The 21,343-nt window shown below is 61.0% G+C and carries 20 protein-coding genes; 5 read left to right on the top strand and 15 right to left on the bottom strand.

What is annotated here, in order from left to right; genetic code table 11:
* Positions 1-22: 22 nt before the first annotated feature.
* The 4 genes from EII30_RS08855 to galU form a co-directional block, all read right to left on the bottom strand.
* Complete coding sequence (locus tag EII30_RS08855) at positions 23-1,801, bottom strand: primosomal protein (RefSeq protein WP_158608638.1); 1,779 nt, start codon at positions 1,799-1,801, stop codon at positions 23-25.
* A 202-nt stretch (positions 1,802-2,003) separates the two neighbouring features.
* Positions 2,004-3,026, bottom strand: coding sequence for a hypothetical protein (locus EII30_RS02700; protein ID WP_124885792.1), 1,023 nt, complete (start codon positions 3,024-3,026; stop codon positions 2,004-2,006).
* Positions 3,027-3,099: 73 nt separating this feature from the next.
* Positions 3,100-3,672, bottom strand: coding sequence for a GNAT family N-acetyltransferase (locus tag EII30_RS02695; protein ID WP_158608637.1), 573 nt, complete (start codon positions 3,670-3,672; stop codon positions 3,100-3,102).
* 37 nt (positions 3,673-3,709) lie between these two features.
* Positions 3,710-4,618 carry a UTP--glucose-1-phosphate uridylyltransferase GalU gene (galU, locus tag EII30_RS02690; protein ID WP_124885790.1) on the bottom strand — a complete coding sequence of 303 codons (909 nt, stop codon included), beginning with the start codon at positions 4,616-4,618 and terminating at the stop codon, positions 3,710-3,712.
* Between the two features lie 68 nt (positions 4,619-4,686).
* Here galU and EII30_RS02685 point away from each other — a divergent pair, with 68 nt between their 5' ends.
* Both EII30_RS02685 and EII30_RS02680 read left to right on the top strand, forming a co-directional pair.
* Positions 4,687-5,358, top strand: coding sequence for a 5-formyltetrahydrofolate cyclo-ligase (locus EII30_RS02685; protein ID WP_124885789.1), 672 nt, complete (start codon positions 4,687-4,689; stop codon positions 5,356-5,358).
* 7 nt (positions 5,359-5,365) lie between these two features.
* Positions 5,366-6,067: a CoA pyrophosphatase gene (locus tag EII30_RS02680; protein ID WP_233569256.1), complete on the top strand. Its 702-nt coding sequence runs from the start codon at positions 5,366-5,368 to the stop codon at positions 6,065-6,067.
* A 107-nt stretch (positions 6,068-6,174) separates the two neighbouring features.
* On the opposite strand, the gene EII30_RS02675 is transcribed toward EII30_RS02680, so the two are convergent.
* The gene (locus EII30_RS02675; protein ID WP_124885787.1) at positions 6,175-6,816 is read right to left on the bottom strand and encodes a class II aldolase/adducin family protein; all 642 of its coding nucleotides are present in this window, start codon (positions 6,814-6,816) and stop codon (positions 6,175-6,177) included.
* A 50-nt stretch (positions 6,817-6,866) separates the two neighbouring features.
* On the opposite strand from EII30_RS02675, the gene EII30_RS02670 reads away from it, so the two are divergent.
* Genes EII30_RS02670 through EII30_RS02665 form a run of 3 tightly spaced genes read left to right on the top strand, consistent with a single transcriptional unit; the run spans position 6,867 to position 9,478 of the window.
* Positions 6,867-8,081 (top strand): MalY/PatB family protein, encoded by a 1,215-nt coding sequence (locus EII30_RS02670; RefSeq protein ID WP_124885786.1) that lies wholly within the window; start codon positions 6,867-6,869, stop codon positions 8,079-8,081.
* Between the two features lie 35 nt (positions 8,082-8,116).
* A complete protein-coding gene (locus tag EII30_RS09060) occupies positions 8,117-8,311 on the top strand; it encodes a hypothetical protein (protein ID WP_233569251.1) in 195 nt (64 codons plus the stop codon).
* A 27-nt stretch (positions 8,312-8,338) separates the two neighbouring features.
* Positions 8,339-9,478, top strand: a complete 1,140-nt coding sequence (locus EII30_RS02665) for an O-acetylhomoserine aminocarboxypropyltransferase/cysteine synthase family protein (RefSeq protein ID WP_370266918.1) — start codon at positions 8,339-8,341, stop codon at positions 9,476-9,478.
* A 224-nt stretch (positions 9,479-9,702) separates the two neighbouring features.
* Here EII30_RS02665 and EII30_RS02660 read toward each other — a convergent pair whose 3' ends face one another.
* The 10 genes from EII30_RS02660 to folP form a co-directional block, all read right to left on the bottom strand.
* Complete coding sequence (locus EII30_RS02660; RefSeq protein ID WP_124885785.1) at positions 9,703-12,216, bottom strand: ATP-dependent Clp protease ATP-binding subunit; 2,514 nt, start codon at positions 12,214-12,216, stop codon at positions 9,703-9,705.
* Positions 12,217-12,428: 212 nt separating this feature from the next.
* Complete coding sequence (gene cls, locus EII30_RS02655) at positions 12,429-13,916, bottom strand: cardiolipin synthase (RefSeq protein ID WP_370266898.1); 1,488 nt, start codon at positions 13,914-13,916, stop codon at positions 12,429-12,431.
* A gap of 26 nt (positions 13,917-13,942) precedes the next feature.
* Entirely contained in the window at positions 13,943-14,152 is a 210-nt protein-coding gene (locus EII30_RS02650; protein WP_124885784.1) for a hypothetical protein, read from the bottom strand.
* Between the two features lie 9 nt (positions 14,153-14,161).
* Positions 14,162-15,703, bottom strand: a complete 1,542-nt coding sequence (gene lysS, locus EII30_RS02645; protein WP_124885783.1) for a lysine--tRNA ligase — start codon at positions 15,701-15,703, stop codon at positions 14,162-14,164.
* Positions 15,704-15,765: 62 nt separating this feature from the next.
* Complete coding sequence (locus EII30_RS02640; protein WP_124885782.1) at positions 15,766-16,452, bottom strand: DUF2520 domain-containing protein; 687 nt, start codon at positions 16,450-16,452, stop codon at positions 15,766-15,768.
* Entirely contained in the window at positions 16,433-18,376 is a 1,944-nt protein-coding gene (locus tag EII30_RS02635) for a PH domain-containing protein (protein WP_124885781.1), read from the bottom strand. Before EII30_RS02635 ends, EII30_RS02640 begins: the two co-directional genes overlap by 20 nt.
* A complete protein-coding gene (locus EII30_RS02630; protein WP_124885780.1) occupies positions 18,376-18,912 on the bottom strand; it encodes a PH domain-containing protein in 537 nt (178 codons plus the stop codon). Before EII30_RS02630 ends, EII30_RS02635 begins: the two co-directional genes overlap by 1 nt.
* Before the next feature lie 45 nt (positions 18,913-18,957).
* Entirely contained in the window at positions 18,958-19,446 is a 489-nt protein-coding gene (locus EII30_RS02625; RefSeq protein WP_124885779.1) for a DUF3180 family protein, read from the bottom strand.
* Entirely contained in the window at positions 19,436-19,975 is a 540-nt protein-coding gene (gene folK / locus EII30_RS02620) for a 2-amino-4-hydroxy-6-hydroxymethyldihydropteridine diphosphokinase (protein ID WP_124885778.1), read from the bottom strand. Before folK ends, EII30_RS02625 begins: the two co-directional genes overlap by 11 nt.
* A complete protein-coding gene (gene folP / locus EII30_RS02615) occupies positions 19,972-21,333 on the bottom strand; it encodes a dihydropteroate synthase (protein WP_124885777.1) in 1,362 nt (453 codons plus the stop codon). The genes folK and folP overlap by 4 nt, the downstream gene beginning before the upstream one ends.
* Between the last annotated feature and the right edge of the window lie 10 nt (positions 21,334-21,343).

The raw sequence follows: 21,343 nt of genomic DNA, 5'->3' as shown, positions 1-21,343 counted from the left end.
TCGGTTTCGCGTCTAAACAGGTTTACCACAGTGTCAGCTCCTCGTCCTGGCCTGCCGCTGCCCCGCTGTCGGCTGCGGGCTTTGTGGGTGGATCCTGCTGCTCCTGCTCAGGTTCTGATTCCGGCTCCGGCTCCGGCGCTGGTTCTGGCTCGGGCTCTGGTTCAGGCTCAGGCTCGGACTGCGGTTCTGGCTCTGGCACTACCTCAGCCACAGCGTCGGGTTCTGCGTCAACCTCAGCCTCCGGGGCGGGCTCAGTCGCGGATTCTGCTTCAGCATCGGCCTTGTCCTCCGAGGCAGATTCGGGCTCCGACTGCGGTTCTGGTGCAGGTTCTGGTTCAGGCTCCACATAGCTGGTGTCAATCGGCACCTCAAAGACCTCAACCCGATCACCGCCGGAGTGCTCGACGAGAGCGGCGGCGGCGCGATCCGCCATTGCATACCAGTTAGCGGCATCACTGTCACGCTGCAGGTCCTCAAGCACGGCGGCGTAAGCCCTGAACAGCTCCGGGCTGAAGGTCAGCACCCGCTGCGGTGTCAGCTGCGGAATCTCCAGCGCCGCAAGCGCCTGCTCTGTCTGCCCCAGGTCGAGGTGCGCCCCGGACAGTGCGATCGCTGTGTAAACCCGCTGCTCCTCGGTTAGCTGCTGCGGTGCCTCCGCCGCGAGCTCAATCGCCCGCTCTGGCCTGCCTAGTCCACGCTCACAGTCGAGCATGAGCGCGAAGTGGTCCTCGCGACCGCTCAGCCTACGGTAGGTGCGGAACTCGCGCAGCGCCGCAGCAAAATCACCGGTCGCATACGCCGTAATCGCGAGAGTCTCGCGGACCACCGGGATCCGCCCAGCCCGCCGCGATGCCGAGATCGCAAACTGGTGCGCCAGCTCCGGGTCGTAGGCAATCGCCTGCGCCGCCGCCGCGAGATACCTCGCAACCTGCGCCGCGTTATCCTTCTGCAGCGTTTTCAGCTCGTTGCGCGCGCCCGCGGGAATATCCCGTTCTGTGATCTCATCGGGAATTTGTGGATCCCTGTGCTCGGCGCGCACAGGACGCAGCTCATGCTGCAGCCGCTCCTGCTCGGTAAACTCTCGCGACTTGCCAGCCCGGTCGCTGCGCCCCGCACCGCGGGTGCCACCCCGCGCGAACCGTGAAACGTTGTCGCGGGTGTTCCGCTCACGGCGACCCTGCTTTTCGTCACGGCGGTGAGTGGATCGCCGCTCGCCCTGCCGTGACTCGCTCTGCCGTCGGTCTTCCCGGTGTTCGCTGTGCCGCCGGTCTTCCCGCTGCTCACCATCCCTGCGCTCAAATTTCCTTGGCTCGCTCTGCCGCCGGTTCTCCCCGCGTTCGCCCCGCCAGCGGTCTTCCCGGCGTTCGCTCTGCCAGCGTTCACCCCTCCGTGACTCGCCACGACGGTTGTCCCGACGTGAATCGCGACGCTCGTCGCTGTAGCCTCTTCCGCGTCCGTCCCCGCGGCCTGCTCCACCGCTAAACCCCCGAGCTTTGCCTCGACCGCCGTCGCGTTCACCGCCAGAACCGTAGCCGCGCGATCCGCCCCGGTCACCGCCGCGGCGTTCATCAGCACGATACCCGCCGTGCTCACCGGAACGACGATCAAAACTGCGGCGCTCACCGCGACCCGCTGAGTCTCGATAGTCACGCTCTCCTGAGCGCTGGGATCCACGCCCAGAGCCGCGATTAGACCCGCCTGAATCGGCTCGGAAGCCACGCCGTTGCGAGGATCCGCCGCGACCAGAATTTGATCTGTTATTACGGTCGAAACTACGATTATTTGATTCTCTATAGCCCACGGGCGAGTCCTCTGTTTTATTGTGGTGTTAATCGGGTGTTTGTCAGCCAAACGAAGTGGAGTACATTCTATTTTGCCGCAGTTGCAAGAAACATGCCAGCTCACGATAGCAACACCGATTCTGGGAGCAGAAAGCCTGCAGAATCCCAAGGCGAAGGCTAGTATGCTTTATCGCCGCTAAACTCGGGGAACGGCAGATTTACCTAAGCGTTCTTCCGACGCAGGCGCAGCGCCGACTCAATATCGACACCCGAATCCGGCAGGTTCTGTAGGATCCCATCAGCCTGCAGCTGCGCAACCGCCGCCACCGCCGCAGCCTCCTCTGGCCGCTGCGAAACAGCACGCAACTGCGGAACCGCGCGCGCAGAAACACCCTGCTGCTGTGTCTGCGCAGCTGAACGCTGCTGAGCTCGCGAGGCTCTGCTCTGTTCCGGAGACTGCAGCAGGATGGAACCGGGCAGGTTCTCCCGCGCACCACTGTTCGCTGCGGCCGTGGTAACCCGGGAACGGGTTGCCGCGATTGCTTTAGCTCGCGCGATTCTCGCTGCCGCCGCTGCCTGGGCGCGGCGGTGACGCTCCATCGAGGTTTCGGTCGCAACCGGCTCTGCCTGTGTGGCGACCGCGGGCGGATCCACCACCTGCTGCCGCGGTGGCAACGACACCGTCACCTGCCTTGGAACGGCGGCCTTACCGGGGGCGAGAAGGATCAAAACACCCATCGTGATAACCGCGGACAGCGCGCTAAACAGCAGCACGGTTGCGCCGTTGCCTGCGATGACAACACCCAAGCCGACCAGCACACCGAGCACGGCGAGCAGGAATCCGAGCGCTGCCAGTCCCCGCAGTCGCCTCACAAAAACGGTTTGCAGTCTCGCCGCACGCAGTTTTGCGCGACGCTCAATCTCAGCCTGGCGAGCCTTCAGGCGTGCCTCCGCAACCTCGGCTTTAGCGCGTGCGATCCTGGCGCGGCGCTCAGCCGCCTCACGTTTGCGCTGCTGCTGCAGCACCTTCTCCCGCGTTACCGCGTCCCTGGCGCTCTCAACAACGCGCGCGTCAGCGATCTCGTGCTCGGTTGCGGCGAGCGCTGCGATTGCGCGTTCCAGCCGCTCCTGGTGCTTTAGTGTTTCAGACTCTTCACGCCTGCGCACCACCCGGGGCACAATAATTGCGGCGATGATCACCGCCGCAACCACAAATAAAACTCCACCACCAAAAGTTACACCCATGTTATTCACTCTAGGGTGGTTTTATCTAAAACTGCAGTAAACCACGCAAACAATCGAATTATTTCTATAAAAACTACAGTCGGCAACGGATCCCGTCCGACGCCTCCTCCACGGTTACCGCGTAAAAATCGTGATCTTGCCAGCGGCCGTTAATGTGGATATAGTTCAGCCGTCTACCCTCAAAGCGCAGCCCGAGTTTCTCTACGACCCTGCGGGATCGCAGATTTTCTGGGACCATTCCGATCTCGACGCGGTGCAGACCGACGTCGAGCAGCAGCCAGTCGATAACGGCGGCGACCGAGTGCGGCACAATGCCGCGACCGGCGTACTGTTCCGCGATCCAGTAGCCGAGCTGGCATGATTGCAGCCCGCCGCGCATAATCTCTGCAGCGCTCACCAGCCCGATTATCTGTTCCTCTAAACAGATTGCAAAAACCACTCCGCGACCCGCCCGCGCGGCACGATTAAACTGTTTAATCGCCCGGTAGAGCGGGAAACTGCCGAGCGGTGCGAGCTCCACACCGGGGGTTGTCACCTCCCAGGGTTCAAGCCAGCTGCGCTCCTGCTGGTAAAGACGCCTCAGCGCTTTCGCGTCGCCGCGGTTAAGCTGCCGCAGTAAAATCTCTTCACCGTTCGGCAGTGACAACCGCAGCGCATACTGTGCGAGACTGACGGCAACCAGTTTAGCCTCGAAGCTTGTCGGCGAACTCGATCAGCCACTGCCGAAGGTCAGCGCCCAGCTCAGCGTTATCAACGCCGAGACGCACATTCGCTTTAATCCAGTCCGCTTTATCGCCCGTGTCGTAGCGGCGGCCACGGAAGATAACGCCGTAAACCTCACCGCTTTCACCGCGCGCAATAGTGTCGAGTGCGTCGGTTAGCTGGATCTCGCCACCGCGTCCCGGCTGCTGCACCGCCAAAATCTCGAAAATCTCTGGACGCAGCACATAGCGCCCAATCACAGCGAGATTCGATGGGGCGTCGGCGGGATCCGGTTTTTCCACCAGGCCGGTGATCCGCACAACGTCTGGGTCGTCGGTCGCCTCGGTTGCTGCGCAGCCGTAAAGGTGAATCGACTCCTCCGGCACCTCCATCAGCGCAATAATCGTTGCCTGGCGTGCATCATGCTCAGCGATCATTTTCGGCAGCAGCGGATCCCGCTCATCAATCAAATCGTCGCCCAAGAGCACCGCAAAACTGTTCTCGCCAACGTGCTGCTGTGCTCGCCCAACGGCGTGACCCAGGCCGAGAGGCTGACCCTGCCGGAGCATGTGCACATCAGCAACATCGCTGGCGCGGTGGACCCGGTTTAGCTTCTTCTCATCACCCTTCTTTTCGAGAGCCTCCTCCAGCTCCGGCACACTATCAAAGTGGTTGGTGATATTAACCTTGTTACGACCGGTAATAATCAGCACGTCCTGCAGTCCGGCTGCGGCTGCCTCCTCAACAACATACTGGATCGCCGGTTTGTCTACAATCGGCAGCATCTCTTTCGGCATCGCCTTCGTTGCAGGCAGGAACCGTGTGCCAAGACCCGCGGCCGGGATAACGGCCTTAGTAACCTGTGGTTTCGCATTTTGTGAATTAACCATAACCGCTACATTACCCTGTGTTCGCTTTAAATTAGCCGATTACCAGTCACTTTTGAGAGACTAGCTATATGAGCAATCGACCAAGCCCGTTTCTGACCATAGCTAAGAAGCGGCTGCGTGAAGTGGTCCGCGAGAATCGATCACTGCTAACCCCCGAGGAGCGGGCCGAGATGACCGCGCAGCTGACTGAGCAGCTGGTCAGCCTCACCCGAGCAAACCGCTGTGCCCGCATCGCCTGCTATTTCCCAATCAACAACGAGCCCGACACCCGAGAGTTTATGCGCTGGTGTTTCACCGCCGGCGTGCAAGTTTTAACACCGGTCAGCCGCCCAGATATGCTGCTCGACTGGACTGTTTACACACCCCTCAGCACCCTTGAATCCGGTCGCTACGGCATAACCGAGGTACGGGGTGAACGGCTGCCACCCGCGGCGCTGGCGGACGTTGACATTGCCTTTATTCCAGCCTGCGCGGCAGACCGCACAGGCACTCGGCTCGGCTGGGGTGCCGGCTACTATGACCGGACACTCGCAGCGGCTGCCGACGCCGCCACAGAAAACACGGCAACCGCGGCCTCCCTCACCGAGCCGCTGCCTAACCGCCCAATGCCCAAGGTCTATGCGGTGCTATATGACCCGGAGATAGCTGACAGGCTGCCGCAGGAGGAACACGACTACCTGCTCGACGGAATCGTCACCCCGCGGGCGGTTATCACCATCCCGCAGCACAGAAGGCGCTAGGTTTGTGATGCAGCCAGACAACGCTTTCGGCGCACCCCCCGGCGGGCTCAGCAGACAGAGCCTGGAGGCTGCTCTCGCAGGCAACGCCGCCTTTAACCTGCACTCGGTTTTGCGCGGCACCCCAAAACCGGACTCGCGACGCGCGGCAGTGCTGATCCTCTTTACCGACTCTGAGCCTGTTAGCGCACCCGCGGCCGGTAGCCCAGAGCAATCCGCGAGCAGCCTGCAGCATCCGTCGGGTAGCCTACAGCTGCTGCTCACCAAGCGTTCCGAAACCATGCGGCACTACCCCGGGCAGATCTCTTTCCCGGGCGGCGGGGTGGATCCACAAGACCGCGATGCAGTCGCCGCGGCGCTGCGTGAAACCCACGAGGAGACGGGGATTCCCTCGGCCGAGATCGAGGTTTTAAAAACCCTGCACGATGTTTATATCCCGGTCAGCGACAATATTGTGACGCCGGTTATCGGGTGGTGGCAGAAGCCGCGGCTGCTCACCCCGGTTGCCGCTGAGGCGCCCGAGATTCTGCTGCCCCGGGTTTCCCAGCTGCTGCTCCCAGAAAACCGGGTCACCGCCGTGTTTAGCGCAGGAAACCGGCGCATTAAAACCCCGGCGTTTTTAGCTCACCGGGAGGTTTTACGGGGCGGGAGATGCGGCAGATCCGCACCTGGTGTGGGGATTTACCGGCACCGTGCTCGCGAGCCTGTTTGAGGGTTTCGGCTGGGCTGCCCCGGGTGTTAGCAGCCGCAGCGTCAGCGTCACCGGCTAACCGGGAAGCATCACCAAAACACACGCACCCGCCGCTTGGGGCCCGAGCGCTAGGCGTGGAATGCCGCTCCGGCCGGGAACTCTGTTGTCTCGTCACCGATTGTTAGGGCGCTGAGCGTCATCTTCGCCGCGTCCTCCAGGTTCATTGCGCGCCGAAACGCCATCTGGGCGGTGTCGGCAACAACCGAGCAACCGTGATGCTGCATAATCACACAGTTGTGCTCGGCAAGCTGCGCGGCCGCGGCAGCCGCCAACTCGTCAGAACCGTTCGGGTAGAACGGCGAAACCCCAACCGACCCAACATAGAAAGCGTGATCGAGAGTTATCAGGCGGATCCGCCTACCCAGCGACGCCAGCAGGGTCGCCGTGTGCGGGTGCAGGTGCAGCACGCAGTTAATGTCTTCTCTAGCCTGGTAGGCGCGCTGGTGCAGCTTCCACTCGCTTGACGGGGCTGGACCGCTAAGCTGTTCCCCGGCAAGGTTTAGCACCGCAAAATCGTCGCGGGTGAGCCGGTCAAACCAGGTGCCGCTCGCGGTAACAGCAAACCGGTCTGCGCCGATCCGCACCGACATATTACCCGCCGAGGCGAGCACTAAACCCCGATCGACCGCGTCTTTTCCAACCGCGATAAGCTCGTCGAGGAGAGCGGCCGCGGCCGGCTCCCAGTCTGCTGTTGCGTTATTTGCCGTCATAGATATTAATTTTAGAGCAGCACTAATCCATCTGTGCCAAGATAATATGTATGACTGCTAGCTACCCAAACCCTGAGGCACCAGAGCCCGGCTTTCACAGCTGGGAGAGCATCTCTCCCGCGAAGCTGCGCGAGATTCGCACAAGCATCAAATTTAGTCGCTTCCCTGAGCATATTCTGCCGATGTTTGTTGCCGAGATGGATTTCCCCGTCGCCAAGGAGGTACGTGACGCGGTTAGTCGCTGTGTTGACGCGAGCGATTTCGGGTATCTTTCCGAACCTGGGGAGCTCGGTCCCGCGTTTAGCGAGTTTGCGAAAACCCGCTGGGACTGGGAGTTTCCGGCTGAGCGGGTGCGCATCACAACCGATGTGAGCGTTAGTGTGGTTGAGCCGCTGCGACTGGTTATGCCAAAAACCGGCGGCAAAATCGGCCTGTCAACCCCGGCCTACCCCGGCTTCTTTGAGATGCTGCAGGAGTTTGACGCTGAGGTTGTTGAGATTCCGCTGCGGTTTGACGCGGGTGGATCCGCCCACCTCGATCTCGCTGCGATCGCCGCCGAGTTTAAAACCCTGAACGCGTTTATTCTCTGCAACCCGCACAATCCGCACGGCGCCGTTTTTACCACCGAGGAGCTGACCGAGCTTGCCCAGCTGGCGACGGCGAACGATGTTGCGATTATCGCTGACGAGATCCACGCCCCGCTCGTCTATAAGAATACTGAGTTTGTGCCGTTTGGGCCGATTGCTGAGGCCGCTGACACCGTCTGCTTTGTTGGCTGTTCAGCGAGCAAGGGGTGGAGTATTCCGGGCGCTAAATGCGCCGTTGTTGTTGGTGCAAACGAGCGATCAGCCCGCCTGCTAGATAAACTACCGCCGGAGGTTACCACCCGGGTGAGCATCCTCGGCCTGCACGCCAATATTGCCGCGTTCCGCGACGGGATTCCCTGGCTTGACCGGGCAATTGAGCGGATCGAGGCGAACGTCGCCCTGTTCCACGAACTGCTCAGCGAGCAGCTGCCCGAGGCCGGTTTCGTGCCGCCAAAGGCGGGCTATCTCGCCTGGGTGGATCTGCGGAACACCGCGATTGCTGAAAACCCGTGGCAGGCACTCTACGATCACGGCCATGTTGCCTTCGGCGATGGTAAACACTTTGGAAAGGCGGGAAGGGGATTTATTCGGGTTAATCTCGCCTGCTCCCCCGAGACAGTGCGTGAGGCTGTGTCACGAATCGTAACAGTTGTGAAAAATGCACCGGTCGCGCGCTAGTCTTGAATAGACTGTTACGCGAAAAGGGGCGGAAGATGACTGCGGAAGAGACTGACTGTACGGTGCCAAGGAGCACACAGCCCGGTAAAACCGAGATTTTTGACTGGGAGGGATTCGGGTTCGAGACACGGCAGGTGCACGCCGGCGAATACCGCGATCTCAACAATGATTTGCGTGTGCCGCCGCTCGCGCTGTCGGCAGGCTACATCTTCAACGACTTCGACGACTGAGCAACGCGCTTCAGCAACGGCGGCAGCATCGACCGGATCTATTCCCGGCAGGGCAACCCAACCAACACCGTCGCCGAGCGACGCATCACCTCACTGGAGGGCGCCGCCGAAACCGTGCTCACCTCCAGCGGGCAGGCCGCAATCACCGCGGCACTGTTCGTGCTCGCCGGCTCCGGCGACAAGATCGTTTCAACCGCTTCAATCTACGGCGGCACGCGGATCCTGTTTGGCCGCAGTTTTAAACGCATGGGAATCGACGTTGACTATGTCTGGGATCTCTACAGTGACGCCGAGTGGGATGCGGCGATCACTCCCGAGACTAAAGCGATCTACGCGGAGACACTGCCGAATCCGCTCAACGACATAACCGACCTGCGGAAGGTTTCCGAGGTTGCGAAGCGTCACAATCTACCGCTGATTGTTGACAACACTGTGGGAACACCGGCGCTGGTGCTCACCGGTCAGCTCGGCGCAGACATTATTGTGCACTCAACAACAAAGTTTATGACCGGTCACGGCACCGCTGTTGGCGGCGCGGTGGTTGACATGGGCACCTACGACTGGGCGAACTCTAAGCGCAGCTACCCGCTAATCCAAACCGCACCCGCCGGGAAACGCACCCAGATTGAACGCTTTGGTAACCGCGCCTACGCGAGCGCGGTGCGCGAGGCGGTTGTTAACGACATTGGGTTTGCGGTCTCCCCGCTGACCGGTTTTTTGATCCACCAGGGTCTGGAAACACTGTCGCTGCGGATGCAGCGTAACACCGAGTCATCACTCGAGATTGCCCGGTGGCTTGAGGAGCAGCCCGAGGTGACCGCCGTCGCCTACGCCGGACTGGAATCAAACCCGTACCACTCACTGGCGCTGCGCGACTACCCGCGCGGCACCGGCTCAGTCTTTGGCGTCGAGATTAAACACGGCAAAAAAGGTGTGCGCGAGCTGGTTAACAATCTCACCCTGTGGTCGCACATGACCGGAATCGGTGACACCCGCTCGATGGTGATCCACCCGCGCACCTCAACCCACATGTCGTTTGATGAGGAGACTAACGAGCGGCTCGGGATCTCGGAGGGGCTGCTGCGTCTCTCGGTTGGCCTCGAAACAACCGCTGACCTGATTAAGGACTTCCGCACAGGGCTCGACGCCGTCGCAAAGATCGGCTAGCGCTGCCGCAAACGCAGTTAGCACCGTTACCGGGATAGCGACGTTACCGGGATAGCGACGTTACCGGGATAGTGACATTACCGGGATAGTGACATTACCGGGATAGTGACATTACCGGGTTAGCGTTAACCCGGCTCGGGTTTTCGCGCTTAGCCCAAACGGGCGGGCGGATCACCGTTCCGGCTGATCCACCCGCCCGTTTGCGGTCTAATTAAACCCCGCCGCTAGTCCTGGGTTGGCGCCGCGGACGCAACCGCTGCGGCCGCGGTCGCGGAGGTTGCCGCGTGGCTGCGCTCACCACCCTCAGCGGTGAAGGTGAACTCTCCGTCAACATAGTCCACTGTGACGCGGTCACCGGACTGCAGCTCGGCGGTGAGGATTCGCTCCGAGAGTGGATCCTCCAGCTCCCGCTGCACAGCACGGCGCAGCGGCCTCGCACCCATTGATGGATCGTAACCGATCTCGCACAGGCGCTCCATCGCCGCGTCAGTCACGGTGAGGGTCATATCGCGGTCGAGCAGACGCTCCGCGAGGTTCTTCACGAACAGCTCAACGATCTGCAGCAGCTCAGCCTTGTTCAGCTGTGGGAACACAATAACCTCGTCGAGACGGTTGAGGAACTCGGGCTTAAAGTGTTTCTTCAGCTCCTCGTTAACCTTGCTGCGCATCATCTCGTAGCCAACGCTTGAGTCGCCCTCCAGCTGGAATCCGACCGGTCCGCCAGCGATGCCCTTCGAACCAAGGTTGGTGGTCATAATGATGACGGTGTTCTTGAAATCAACCACGCGACCCTGACCGTCTGTGAGGCGACCCTCCTCCAGGATCTGCAGCAGCGAGTTGAAGATGTCAGGGTGTGCCTTCTCGATCTCGTCAAACAGGATCACGCTGAATGGCTTACGGCGCACCTTCTCGGTGAGCTGACCGCCCTCCTCGAAGCCGACAAAGCCCGGAGGGGCACCGAACAGGCGTGAAACCGTGTGCTTCTCAGCGTACTCTGACATGTCGAGCGAGATCAGCGCGTCCTCGTCGTCAAACAGGAACTCGGCGAGCGCTTTCGCCAGCTCAGTTTTACCGACACCGGTCGGTCCGGCAAACACAAACGAGCCTGATGGGCGCTTTGGATCCTTCAGCCCCGCGCGCTGGCGGCGAATGGTCTTTGACAGCGCCGCAATCGCAGCCTCCTGGCCGATAACACGCTTGTGCAGCTCCCGCTCCATGTGGCGCAGACGGCTGGTTTCTTCCTCGGTGAGTTTGAAAACCGGGATACCGGTTGCGTTCGCGAGCACCTCAGCGATCAGACCCTCGTCAACGATCGCGTTGATTTCAACATCGCCCGCCTGCCATTTCTTCTCCTGGCGGAGACGCTCAGCGGTCAGTTCTTTCTCCTCATCGCGCTTTGCTCCCGCGAGATCGTAGTCCTGCGCCTCAATCGCTTTTTCTTTTTCGGCTCGCACAACCGCGATTTTCTCGTCAAGCTCGTGCAGCTCAGGTGGGCTGGAGAGAACCGAGAGACGCAGCCTCGCACCGGCCTCGTCCATCAGATCCACCGCCTTATCTGGCAGGAAACGATCCTGCACATACCGGTCAGACAGGTTAACCGCCGCAACAATCGCGGAGTCGGTGATCTTTACGCGGTGGAAATCCTCGTAGGCCTTGCGCAAACCCTTCAGAATGTTAATCGCGTGCGGAATCGACGGCTCGTTCACCTGCACCGGCTGGAAACGACGCTCCAGCGCCGCATCCTTCTCAAAGTGTTTACGGTACTCGTCAAGCGTTGTCGCACCGATGGTCTGCAACTCACCGCGCGCAAGCAGCGGCTTCAGAATGTTGGCGGCATCCATCGCACCCTCAGCGGATCCGGCACCAACCAGTGTGTGGATCTCGTCAATGAAGATAATAATGTCGCCGCGGGTGCGGATCTCCTTGGTCACCTTCTTCAGGCGATCCTCGAAGTCACCGCGGTAGCGGCTGCCCGCGATCAGGGAGCCGAGATCAAGCACGTAGAGCTGCTTCGACTTCAGGGTTTCAGGCACCTGCCCGTTAACGATCGCCTGCGCGAGCCCCTCAATCACGGCTGTTTTACCGACGCCCGGCTCACCGATCAGAACCGGGTTGTTCTTTGAGCGGCGTGACAGGATCTGCATAACCCGCTCAACCTCTTTTTCACGGCCGATAACCGGATCCAGCTTGCCCTCGCGCGCAGCCTGGGTGAGGTTGCGCCCGAACTGGTCGAGCACCTGGGAGCCCTTCTCGTTGCTCTTGGTCTCTGGCGCACCAACCGAAACAGGTTCTTTACCAGCCTGGTAGCCGGACAGCAGCTGCATAACGGTCTGGCGGATCTCTGCCAGGTCAGCTCCGAGCTTCACCAGCACCTGCGCGGCAACGCCCTCGCCCTCGCGCAAAAGCCCGAGCAGCAGATGCTCGGTGCCGATGTAGCTGTGGCCGAGCTGCAGTGCCTCCCGCAGGCTCAGCTCTAGCACCTTCTTAGCGCGCGGGGTAAAGGGAATATGCCCGGCCGGGGTTTGCTGACCGGTGCCGATCATCTCAGCAACCTGCTCGCGCACCGACTCGAGTGTGATGTTTGGCTGCTCAAGTGCCTTCGCGGCAACGCCCTCACCCTCGTGAATCAGACCGAGCAGCATGTGCTCGGTGCCGATGTAGTTGTGGTTGAGCATTTTCGCTTCCTCTTGGGCAAGCACAATCACACGTCTAGCGCGATCAGTAAATCTCTCAAACATTCCGTTTCCCTCCAAACAGTCGCCTGCCAAACGCCTTGGCACACAGCGAGACAACCGCGATTGCTAATGATTCAAGACTAGAGCGTTATGCTTAAAAATTGGGCGCTGTTCGCCAGTGGCGTGACGCTCGACCGAGCGGATCACACGGATCCACCCCGCGACGGCGCCCAGGGCAGCTGCGGGAGCGGCCCGATCCACCCCGCTAAACCGCTTTACTGCAGCGCACTGGTGAGCCGCATCAGGCTGTCAAACAGCTGTTTTCTGAGCGGCTGCCTGGCCCATTCCTCCTGGGTGAGCAGCCGTGAGTTGACGCGGTAGTAGGAGCTGATTTTGTCGAGTTCGGTAACAAATCCGGCGCCGTGGACGATTAGCGAGATCTCATAGTTCAGGTTGAATGAGCGCTGATCCATATTTGATGACCCGATAACGGCAACGTCATCGTCGATTGTGAAGTGTTTAGAGTGCAGAATATACGGCGGCTTAAACAGGTAGATTTTGACACCGGCCGCGAGCAGCTCCTCATAGTATGACCGCTGTGCGTGATAAACCCCGAACTGATCGCCGGTTTCTGACACGAACAGTTCAACGTCTACACCGCGCGCGGTCGCCGCTTTAATCGCCGACATCAGCGCACCGTCGGGAACGAAATAGGGGCTGGTGATGCTGATCCGGTTAACCGCGTTGTACATCAGCGCAACAAACACCTGCAGGTTATTCTCTGTTGCATACCCCGGGCCGGACGGCAGCACCTGCATCTCCAGCTGCGAATCCTCGTAGATGCACATCGCGTCAAGATTCGGCTCAGCCAGCATCTGACCGGTCTCTTCATACCAGTCGCTAACAAACACCGCGTCAAGTGACAGCACCGCGGGGCCGGAGACGCGCACCATCAGGTCCTTCCAGTGCAGACCGCGGCGCCGGTTGGAGAGTTTGTTATAGCTGGAATCCACCAGGTTTTGCGACCCCATAAACGCGATTTTGCCGTCGACGACCAGGATCTTGCGGTGGTTCCTGAGGTCTGGTCGCTGCAGCTGCGCGCGCAGCGGCCGAAACGGCAGGGCATAGTGCCACTCGGCGCCCATCTCACTCAGCATCTCGCGGGTGCGGCGTTTACCGGGGTTGCGGATCGCGGCAACGTGATCCATTAGCACCCGAATTTTGACGCCGCGCGCTCTCGCGCGCCTCAGCGCCGCAAAAACCGGTTCCGTCGTCTGATCGTAAACCAGAATATAAAACTCGAGGTGCACATACGATTCGGCGGTGTCAATCGCCTCCGCCATCCTCGCGATCGACTCGTGATAGTCAAGGTGCAGGCTCGCGCGGTTGCCGCCCAGCATCGGGAACGCCCCGAGTGTGCGGCCGATCCTCACCGCGTTCTGCAAACCAACCGTGCGGGGTTCAGGCTGCAGCGGGAAGCTCGAAACAACCGCGTCATCGACGATCTGCGCCAGCCGTTCCCGTGCCTCCCGAAACCGCTCCTGTCGTTTCTTCGGCAGCCCTTTACCACCGATCACACTGAACAGTAACAGCCCCGGGATCGGCATAAACAGAATGAACAGCAGCCACGCTGTGCCCGACGAGGGTCTGCGATTGCGGGGCACAACAAACAGCGCAACAATACGGATAATCGATTCAATCGCGAACAGTAACGCAACCAACCAGGGGTTACTGTACGCCCAATCAAGCACCGGTATCGTCACGGTCTAAAACCCCGTCTAGTGCGCAGCTAGCCGCTCACCGAACCGTTTTTTGGGGCGGATCCGGCCTGCTTTTTCGGGGGAAGTCCCGCCTTCGCTCGCTCCTGCGCCTCAATCTCTGTGTAGACTCGACGTTCGGTGCGATCCGCCCGCAAAATCAGGCGAATAATCAGCCAGAAGAAAACACCCGCAACGGCCGTCGGAAGCAACGACCATGCCGCGTTTGCTAACCACTCCATACTTCACTCCTACTTCACAAGCGGGAACAGAATTGTCTCCCGGATACCGAGTCCGGTGAGCGCCATCAAAAGCCGGTCCATGCCGATGCCGACACCGCCCGCGGGCGGCATGCCGTGCTCCATAGCGCGCAGGAACTCCTCGTCAACGCGCATCGCCTCGTCATCTCCGGCGGCGGCGAGCTTCGCCTGCTCTACAAAACGCTCACGCTGCACAACCGGATCCGCCAACTCAGAATAACCGGTCGCGAGCTCAAAACCGCGAACATAGAGATCCCATTTCTCAACAACACCCGGGATTGAACGGTGGTGTCTGGTGAGCGGGCTGGTCTCAACCGGGAAGTCCATCACAAAGGTTGGGCGCTCAAGATCGTCCTTCACGAAGTGCTCCCACAGCTCCTCAACGAGTTTGCCGTGGTTTGGCAGTTTCACCTCAACACCCTCTTTGTCGGCGAGCTGCTGCAGCGTTTCAACACTGGTTTCGGGGGTGATGTTAACCCCCGAAGCCGCCGAGAGGGTTTCATACATTGAGATGCGATCCCAGTCGCCGCCGAGATCGAACAGGGTGCCGTCCGCCCACTTCACGGTGTGGGTGCCCTCCCGCTCGGTCCCGCGGTTGGCGGCGAGCGCCGCGTTCTGGATCAGCTCCTGGGTGAGGTCTGCGACGTCACTGTAGTCGCTGTACGCCTTATAAAACTCGAGCATCGCAAACTCAGGGCTGTGGGTTGAGTCAGCACCCTCGTTGCGGAAGTTCCGGTTAATCTCAAACACCCGCTCAAGACCACCGATCAGGGCACGCTTCAGGTAAAGCTCGGGGGCGATACGCAAGTAAAGGTCCCGGTCAAAAGCGTTTGAGTGGGTGATAAACGGACGAGCGGAGGCACCGCCGTGCATGGTCTGCAGCATCGGCGTCTCAACCTCAATAAACCCGTGGCTCGCGAAGGTTTCACGCAGACTAGCCATGGTGCGTGCACGGGTCTGCACGTTAATCCGCGCCTGCTCTCGCACAATCAGATCGAGGTAGCGCTGCCGCACCCGGGTTTCCTCGTTCAGTTCACCGTAGACGTTGGGCAGCGGTGCGAGCGCCTTCGAGGCGATCTGCCACTCTTTAGCCATAACCGAGAGTTCACCGCGCTTGCTGGAAATCACCTCGCCGCTAACAAACAGGTGGTCGCCGAGATCCACAAGCTCTTTATAGCGCTTCAGCGACTCCTCACCGACCTCGCCAAAGCTAATCATCGCCTGGATGCGGGTGCCGTCACCTGCCTGCAGCGCGGCAAAACAGAGCTTGCCGGTGTTGCGCTGGAACACCACGCGGCCCGCGATACCGACGATCTCACCGGAGTGGTTGTCTGGCTCAGCTTCAAGCTTGCCCCACTTCGCACGCACCTCGGCGATTGTTGTTGTCACCGGCACACTCACTGGGTATGCGCCGCCGCCGAGTTCAGCCCCCTCGTTGAGTTTGTCGCGCTTAGCCAGTCGCACCGCCTTCTGCTCATGCACTTCTGCTTCAAAATCTGCGTGCTGATCTGCTGGCTGCACCTGATCACTCATTTACGGCTGTCCTCTCTAAAAAAGCGTTACACTCTAGTCTACCGGGCGCGGCACGGTTCTGCTCAGGTATCTGTGCTGCGCAACGCCTCGTCGACCGCTGCGTGCAAGAGTGGGGCAAGCAGCTTTTGTGGATCGGCAACCCCCAGCGCGGTGAGCGACTGTTTGGCGTTCTTCACAACCGCCTGGCCCAGCTCACACGCCGCCTGCACACTGTCTGCGTAGGCAGCCCGATCCGCCTCGGCAATAACCAGCGGTTCAGCACCCATTTCTACGGCGAGCGCCTGCGCGATCGGGAGCACCGGATCCGGCGCTGTAACGGCGCAAACCGCTTCTTTGAGGCGGATCAGATCCATGCTCGTGCCGGTAAACACGATGCCAGGGTGCACCGCCAGCGGGATCACGCCCTGCGCCATCGCCGGCCCGAACACCAGGTAGCCGTGCTCGGGCGCGGTGTGCATAACCAACTGCCCCGGCTGCCACAGTTTTGCGCGGGTAAAGCCGTCAACAACCGCGGGCAGTTCGGATCCCGGGATAGCAAACACAACAAGCTGGCTGTTCTTGATCAGCTCGTCGGGCTGCGCAATCGGCAGGTTGGGCAGCATCGCTGCGACCCGGCTTTTTGCCTCATCGCCCGCAGCGGTGATACCGACGAGTTCGTGGCCGGCGCCAGCGAGCGCGAGCGCCAAAACTGGCCCAACCCTGCCGGAGCCGATAACCCCGACCCGGAGTCTACCAGCTCTGTTGTTCATGCCCGTTTAAGCTCCGCCACTCGTCGCTGTTGCCCGGCGCTGCGCCGCCTGCGATAGGCTGCGCGCCGTGTGCCATAGCATGCTGGGCAGCCTGGGCGCTGTGGGCGGGATCCGCCTGCGCTGCGTACTGACCGTGCTGACTGTGCTGTTCATGAGCGCCGTGCTGGCCGTGGGCGTTGTGAGCGGGCGATGCCTCTGACAGTTGGGCGCGCAGCAGTTCCGCGGAGAGAGTGTCAATAAACCGCTGCAGTTCGGCTGGATCCACACCGCTGATGCTTGACTTGGCATTGATCCGTGAAGAGAACACATCGAGTCTCGCGAGCCGCAAAATTGCGTGCTTCAGGTTGACCCTGTAGATCAGCCCCTGCACCCTGGTGAGCGGCACAATCGAGAACCAGCGCACAACCGAGCCGGAGCGCAAAAGCAGCAGCGGGGAACGCTCAGCGCCGCCCGCTCGCACCGTGGCTGCCTTGCGTTTCTGATTAAACAGGTTGATAATGCCGCCGCGCGCTGGCGGGGTGATCTGCCAGTCGCCGGTGCCGTCCATGCCCTCGCTGACTGTCTCAGCGGTGACCATTTCCGGCAGCATCAGGGCGAGCAGCTGCTGCACTTCCTCGCGGGATCCAACTGGCAGAGCAACCTTTGAGATCTGCTGTGACTCCTCCCCCGAGGTGGCTGCTGCCGGGATTGTGTAGTCCACTTTCCACCAGCCGAACAGTCGCCACAGCAGCGACTGCGACACCTGCACCGACTGGATCCGCCTGATCTGCAGCGTCTCGGTGACCGTTTTGGTGAGACCGGACGCGATCCGCACCTCGTCACCGGCGGTTGAGACCGTGAAGCCAAAGTTTTTGTTGAAGCCGAGCCAGATGCTCGGAATAATGCCGAACAGCGCGGGCGCGAGCAGCGCGGAGACCATAATCAGCTTCGCCTCCGGTTCGGGGACGAGGATTATCGCAATCAGCGAGCCAATAAAAATCGTGAGCAAGAGCAGCGTGCCGATGTCAAAAATCCTGCTGAGCAGCAGTTTACCCGGTGAAACCCGGAAAAGGGTTTGGCCCGCGAGTGCGCGGTGGTCGATGTCCTCGTCGGCGAACTCACCAGCGCGCTGCTCCAGCCCGCTCTGTAGTCGCTGCTGCAGGGTGCTCGGCTGCTGTGCGGCGGTGCCGGGAACAGCGCCAGCGCCAGCTACAGCACCGGGAAGAGCCGCGCCAGCGCCAGGAACAGCGCCAGCACCAGCTACAGCTTCAGCGCCAGGAACAACGCCATGAACCGCACCGGGAACCGCGCCCTGACCGGGAACAGCCTCGGCGCCGAGAGCTGTGGCGGGGGTTGCAGCAGGGTCGCTGCCTTTCGCGATCCGCACAGACTGCAGAATCTCGTCTCGCAGCGCCTTCGCCTCAGAGTAACGCACGAAGGCGAGTTTGAGGGTGTCTCCCGCGTTTAGGATGTTGAGCTCGGCGAGGCCGAAAACCCGGGCTAACAGGCGCCGCTCAATATCGATCGCCTGCACCCGCTTCAGCGGAGCCCGAGACTGTTTCTTAAAGACGACACCGCGGCGCAGCTCCACCGCCTCGGAGGTGATTTGGAAGCGCATGAACCGCCAGCTGATCCAGCTAAACAGCACAGCGATTAGCACGATTCCGAGCAGCACAAGCAGCGGAATTAGCAGCCGCAGCAGCAGGTTGTCGCTCTGCGACAAGGCACTAAATACCCAGTCGGCCGGATCGTATCTGCCCGAGCCCTGTTGCTGCTCAGGTGCACCAAACAGGCCGCGCAGGATCGGACCGAACAGTGTGTCGCGGAAGTTCGAGATGAAAATACCCGTGATCACAACAAAAATAAATCCACCGTTGAGAAACGGTGTGAGCGGGTGTAGCCTGCGCCAGCCCGCGCTCTCCGGGTTTACTGCGGGTGTGCTCATTACATTCCGCTCCGTCGCGTCTCTGCCATCTCAATCAGTGTGTCGCGCAGACGCTCCGCCTCAGCTTCCCTGATGCCGGGTAGTTTAATTGACAGCCCAACCGCTGCGGTTACAAATTTCAGCTGTGACAGGCCGAAAGCACGCAAGAGTGGACCGCGCTCAATATCGACGAGCTGCAACCTGCCGTAGGGGATTGCGATGATCCGCTTAAAAATAAAACCGCGGGTGAACACGAAGTCGTCGGCGCGCAGCATATACCCCATGCTGCGGGTTCGCCAGAATGAGAAGATGCCGCTCAGCACTGCGATTCCGGCTAGACCGCCGAGCAGGTAGAAGCTCCAGGGGCCGAGGTTGTGCAGGAGCTCGTTGGTTGACGGGGCGAACATAATCGCCAGCACCACACCCGCGAAAATCAGGTTTGTTGCCAGGTCAATCAGCATGTAGCTGGGGGCGATACGATGCCACTGCCCCTGATCGGCGGCAGGCCAGGAATTGCGTCTGTTATTCGCAGCCAGATTTGTTACGGTATCGGACATATATCCTCCTGATCTAAATAGTTTCTAGCTTCACACGATCCCGGTCTATGCGGTTGCTGGTTCCTCATCAAGTGGTGGCAGCTCGTCGTTGTCAACCGGCGGTAGTTTGCAGAATCTCTCTACAATAATACCAATCACGGCAAGCGCGGTATACACCAATATCGCAGCCAAAACCACCGACCACTGAGTAATTCCCACACCAACCGGTCGGAGCAGAAGCAGCAGCGCAGTGGCTAAATGGGCCGCGGCGAAGCCGATTCCGGCGAGCTGTGCGCAGCGGGCGGCAGCGAGCAGCCTGAGAGCCGCAAAGGGGTTAACGGTTCGCTCTTTTGAGGCGATCGCGGCTCTCACCCGCAGCCCGAGGATCAGAATCACGGCGGCGATTGCGGCGACCATCGCCAGGCTCAGCCAGGCCGGCAACAGCAGCGGGTAGCCGCTGTTGACAATCAACAGCTGCAGCGCAAACCCGAGCAGAAACCCGATAACACCGGTCAGCGTTAAAACACTCGGCGGGATGGAACGGTTAGGGTTCATCACTCACTGTCCCTTCCCGGGGTGGATCCGGCAGATACGGTTCTGTTGTGTCCCCGATCTGGGCGAGCAGGTCACGGACGCGACCGTGCCTCGGCAGCGCCGCTCCCGGATCCAGCAGCAGCCACGGCGAGAGCACAAAATCACGCAGGTGCGCCTCGGGGTGCGGCAGTGTCAGCTCCGGGGTGCGCTGCACCTTCCCGGCGTAAACAATAATGTCGATGTCGAGGGTGCGATCTCCCCAGCGGGTATCGCGCACCCGGCCGTGTTTCGTCTCAATCTGCTGCACGAGCCGCAGCAGTTCGGGCGCGGTGAGGGTTGTGACCGCGGTTGCGATCGCGTTGAGGTAGCGCGGTGCCTGCTCGTCACGACCGGCAACGGTTAACGCCACGCTCTGCCTGAGCGGTGACGCCTGGAACTCGCTGATTTGTGGGTGCGCTTGCAGCTCCGCAAAGGCCGCGGAAATAACCGCCTCCCGGTCACCGAGGTTGGCGCCGAAGGCAAGCACAATCGGGGCGAACTGCGCGATCACGACGACTCCCCCAGCTGCCCAGCCCCGGCAGCCCGGCGCCGGTGCTTGGTGATGGTCACCGCCACGTTTAAAAACTCCGCGGGGATCGGCGCATCCGGTTTATTCACCGTGATGCGAGCACTCTCAACGCCACTAAAACTCAGCGCAACATCCGCGAGCCGGTGCGCAAGCGTCTCAATCAGGTCGAGGGATCCCTCAGCCGCCGCCGTTTTTAGCGCAACCGCCAAATCCGCGTAGTTCACCGTCTGCTTAAGCTCATCACTCGCGGCGCTCGCCGCGGTGTTGAGGTGAATAACCGCGTCAATTAAAAAGGTTTGGCCGTCACGCTTCTCTTCCGCGAGCACCCCGTGGTGGGCAAAAACCCGCAGCCCGGTGAGCGAGATAGTATCGCCGCTCAGCTCCTCGGCTGGCCACGAACCCGCAGCGGTCTGCCCCGCCGTCCCGGTCTCGTTCGCCGTCCCAGTCCGCGCCACCGTCTCAGCCTCGTTGGCAGTCTCAGTCTCGTTCGCCGTCCCGGTCTCGCGGGCAACCGCCAACGCCAGCTGCGAGGCGGCAACGTTGTGCACGCGCACACCCCAAACACCGTAGCTGGCGCAGGCCGCTGTGATCAGGGCGGTGACCAGGTCACGCTCCCCCGCGCGCTCAACAGCGCCGGACACGGATCCACCACCCTGCCGATCTGCCTGCTCGCCGCCGCGACCGGGCTGCTGTGCGATCAGGTCAGCAACCATGCGCTTGCGGGAAGCACCGATTAGCAGCGGGTATCCGATCCGCTGCAGCCGCGGCAGCGCACGCAATAACCGCCAGCACTGCTCGGGGGTTTTATCAAAGCCTAAGCCCGGATCGAGCACTATTTTGCTCGCCGCAATGCCCGCCTGCCTGGCCGCCGCCGCCCGCTGTTGCAGCTGCTCAATAACCTCGGCGACAACGTCCATGTAGTCACTCCGGCTGTTGTCCGGCTTGGGGAACCCGCGCCAGTGCCCGGCGATGAATCCGGCGTTGTGTTTTGCAACCGTCTTAAGCATCTGCGGATCATGCAGCCCGCCAGAAACATCGTTGATGATGTCAGCTCCCGCCGCCAGTGCCGCAGCCGCGGTGCTCGCGTTAACGGTGTCAACCGAGACGGTGACACCCAGATCCTTCACCCGCCGCACGATCTCAAGGATCCGCCGCTGTTCCTCCTCGGGTGTTACCCGTATTGATCCGGGTCGGGTGCTCTCACCGCCGATGTCGATAATTGCGGCGCCCTCGCTGACCAGCTGGCGGGCGTGATCCACAGCCGCCGAGGCGTCGAGGAAGTTACCGCCGTCACTAAAACTATCCGGGGTTGTGTTTAGAATCCCAACCAGTATCGTCACCGAAAAACTC

This window comes from Leucobacter sp. OH1287 (assembly GCF_003859945.1).
Lineage (GTDB): Bacteria > Actinomycetota > Actinomycetes > Actinomycetales > Microbacteriaceae > Canibacter.
Note: the sequence above shows the minus strand (reverse complement) of the source record. Positions and strands in the feature narration are given on the sequence as shown.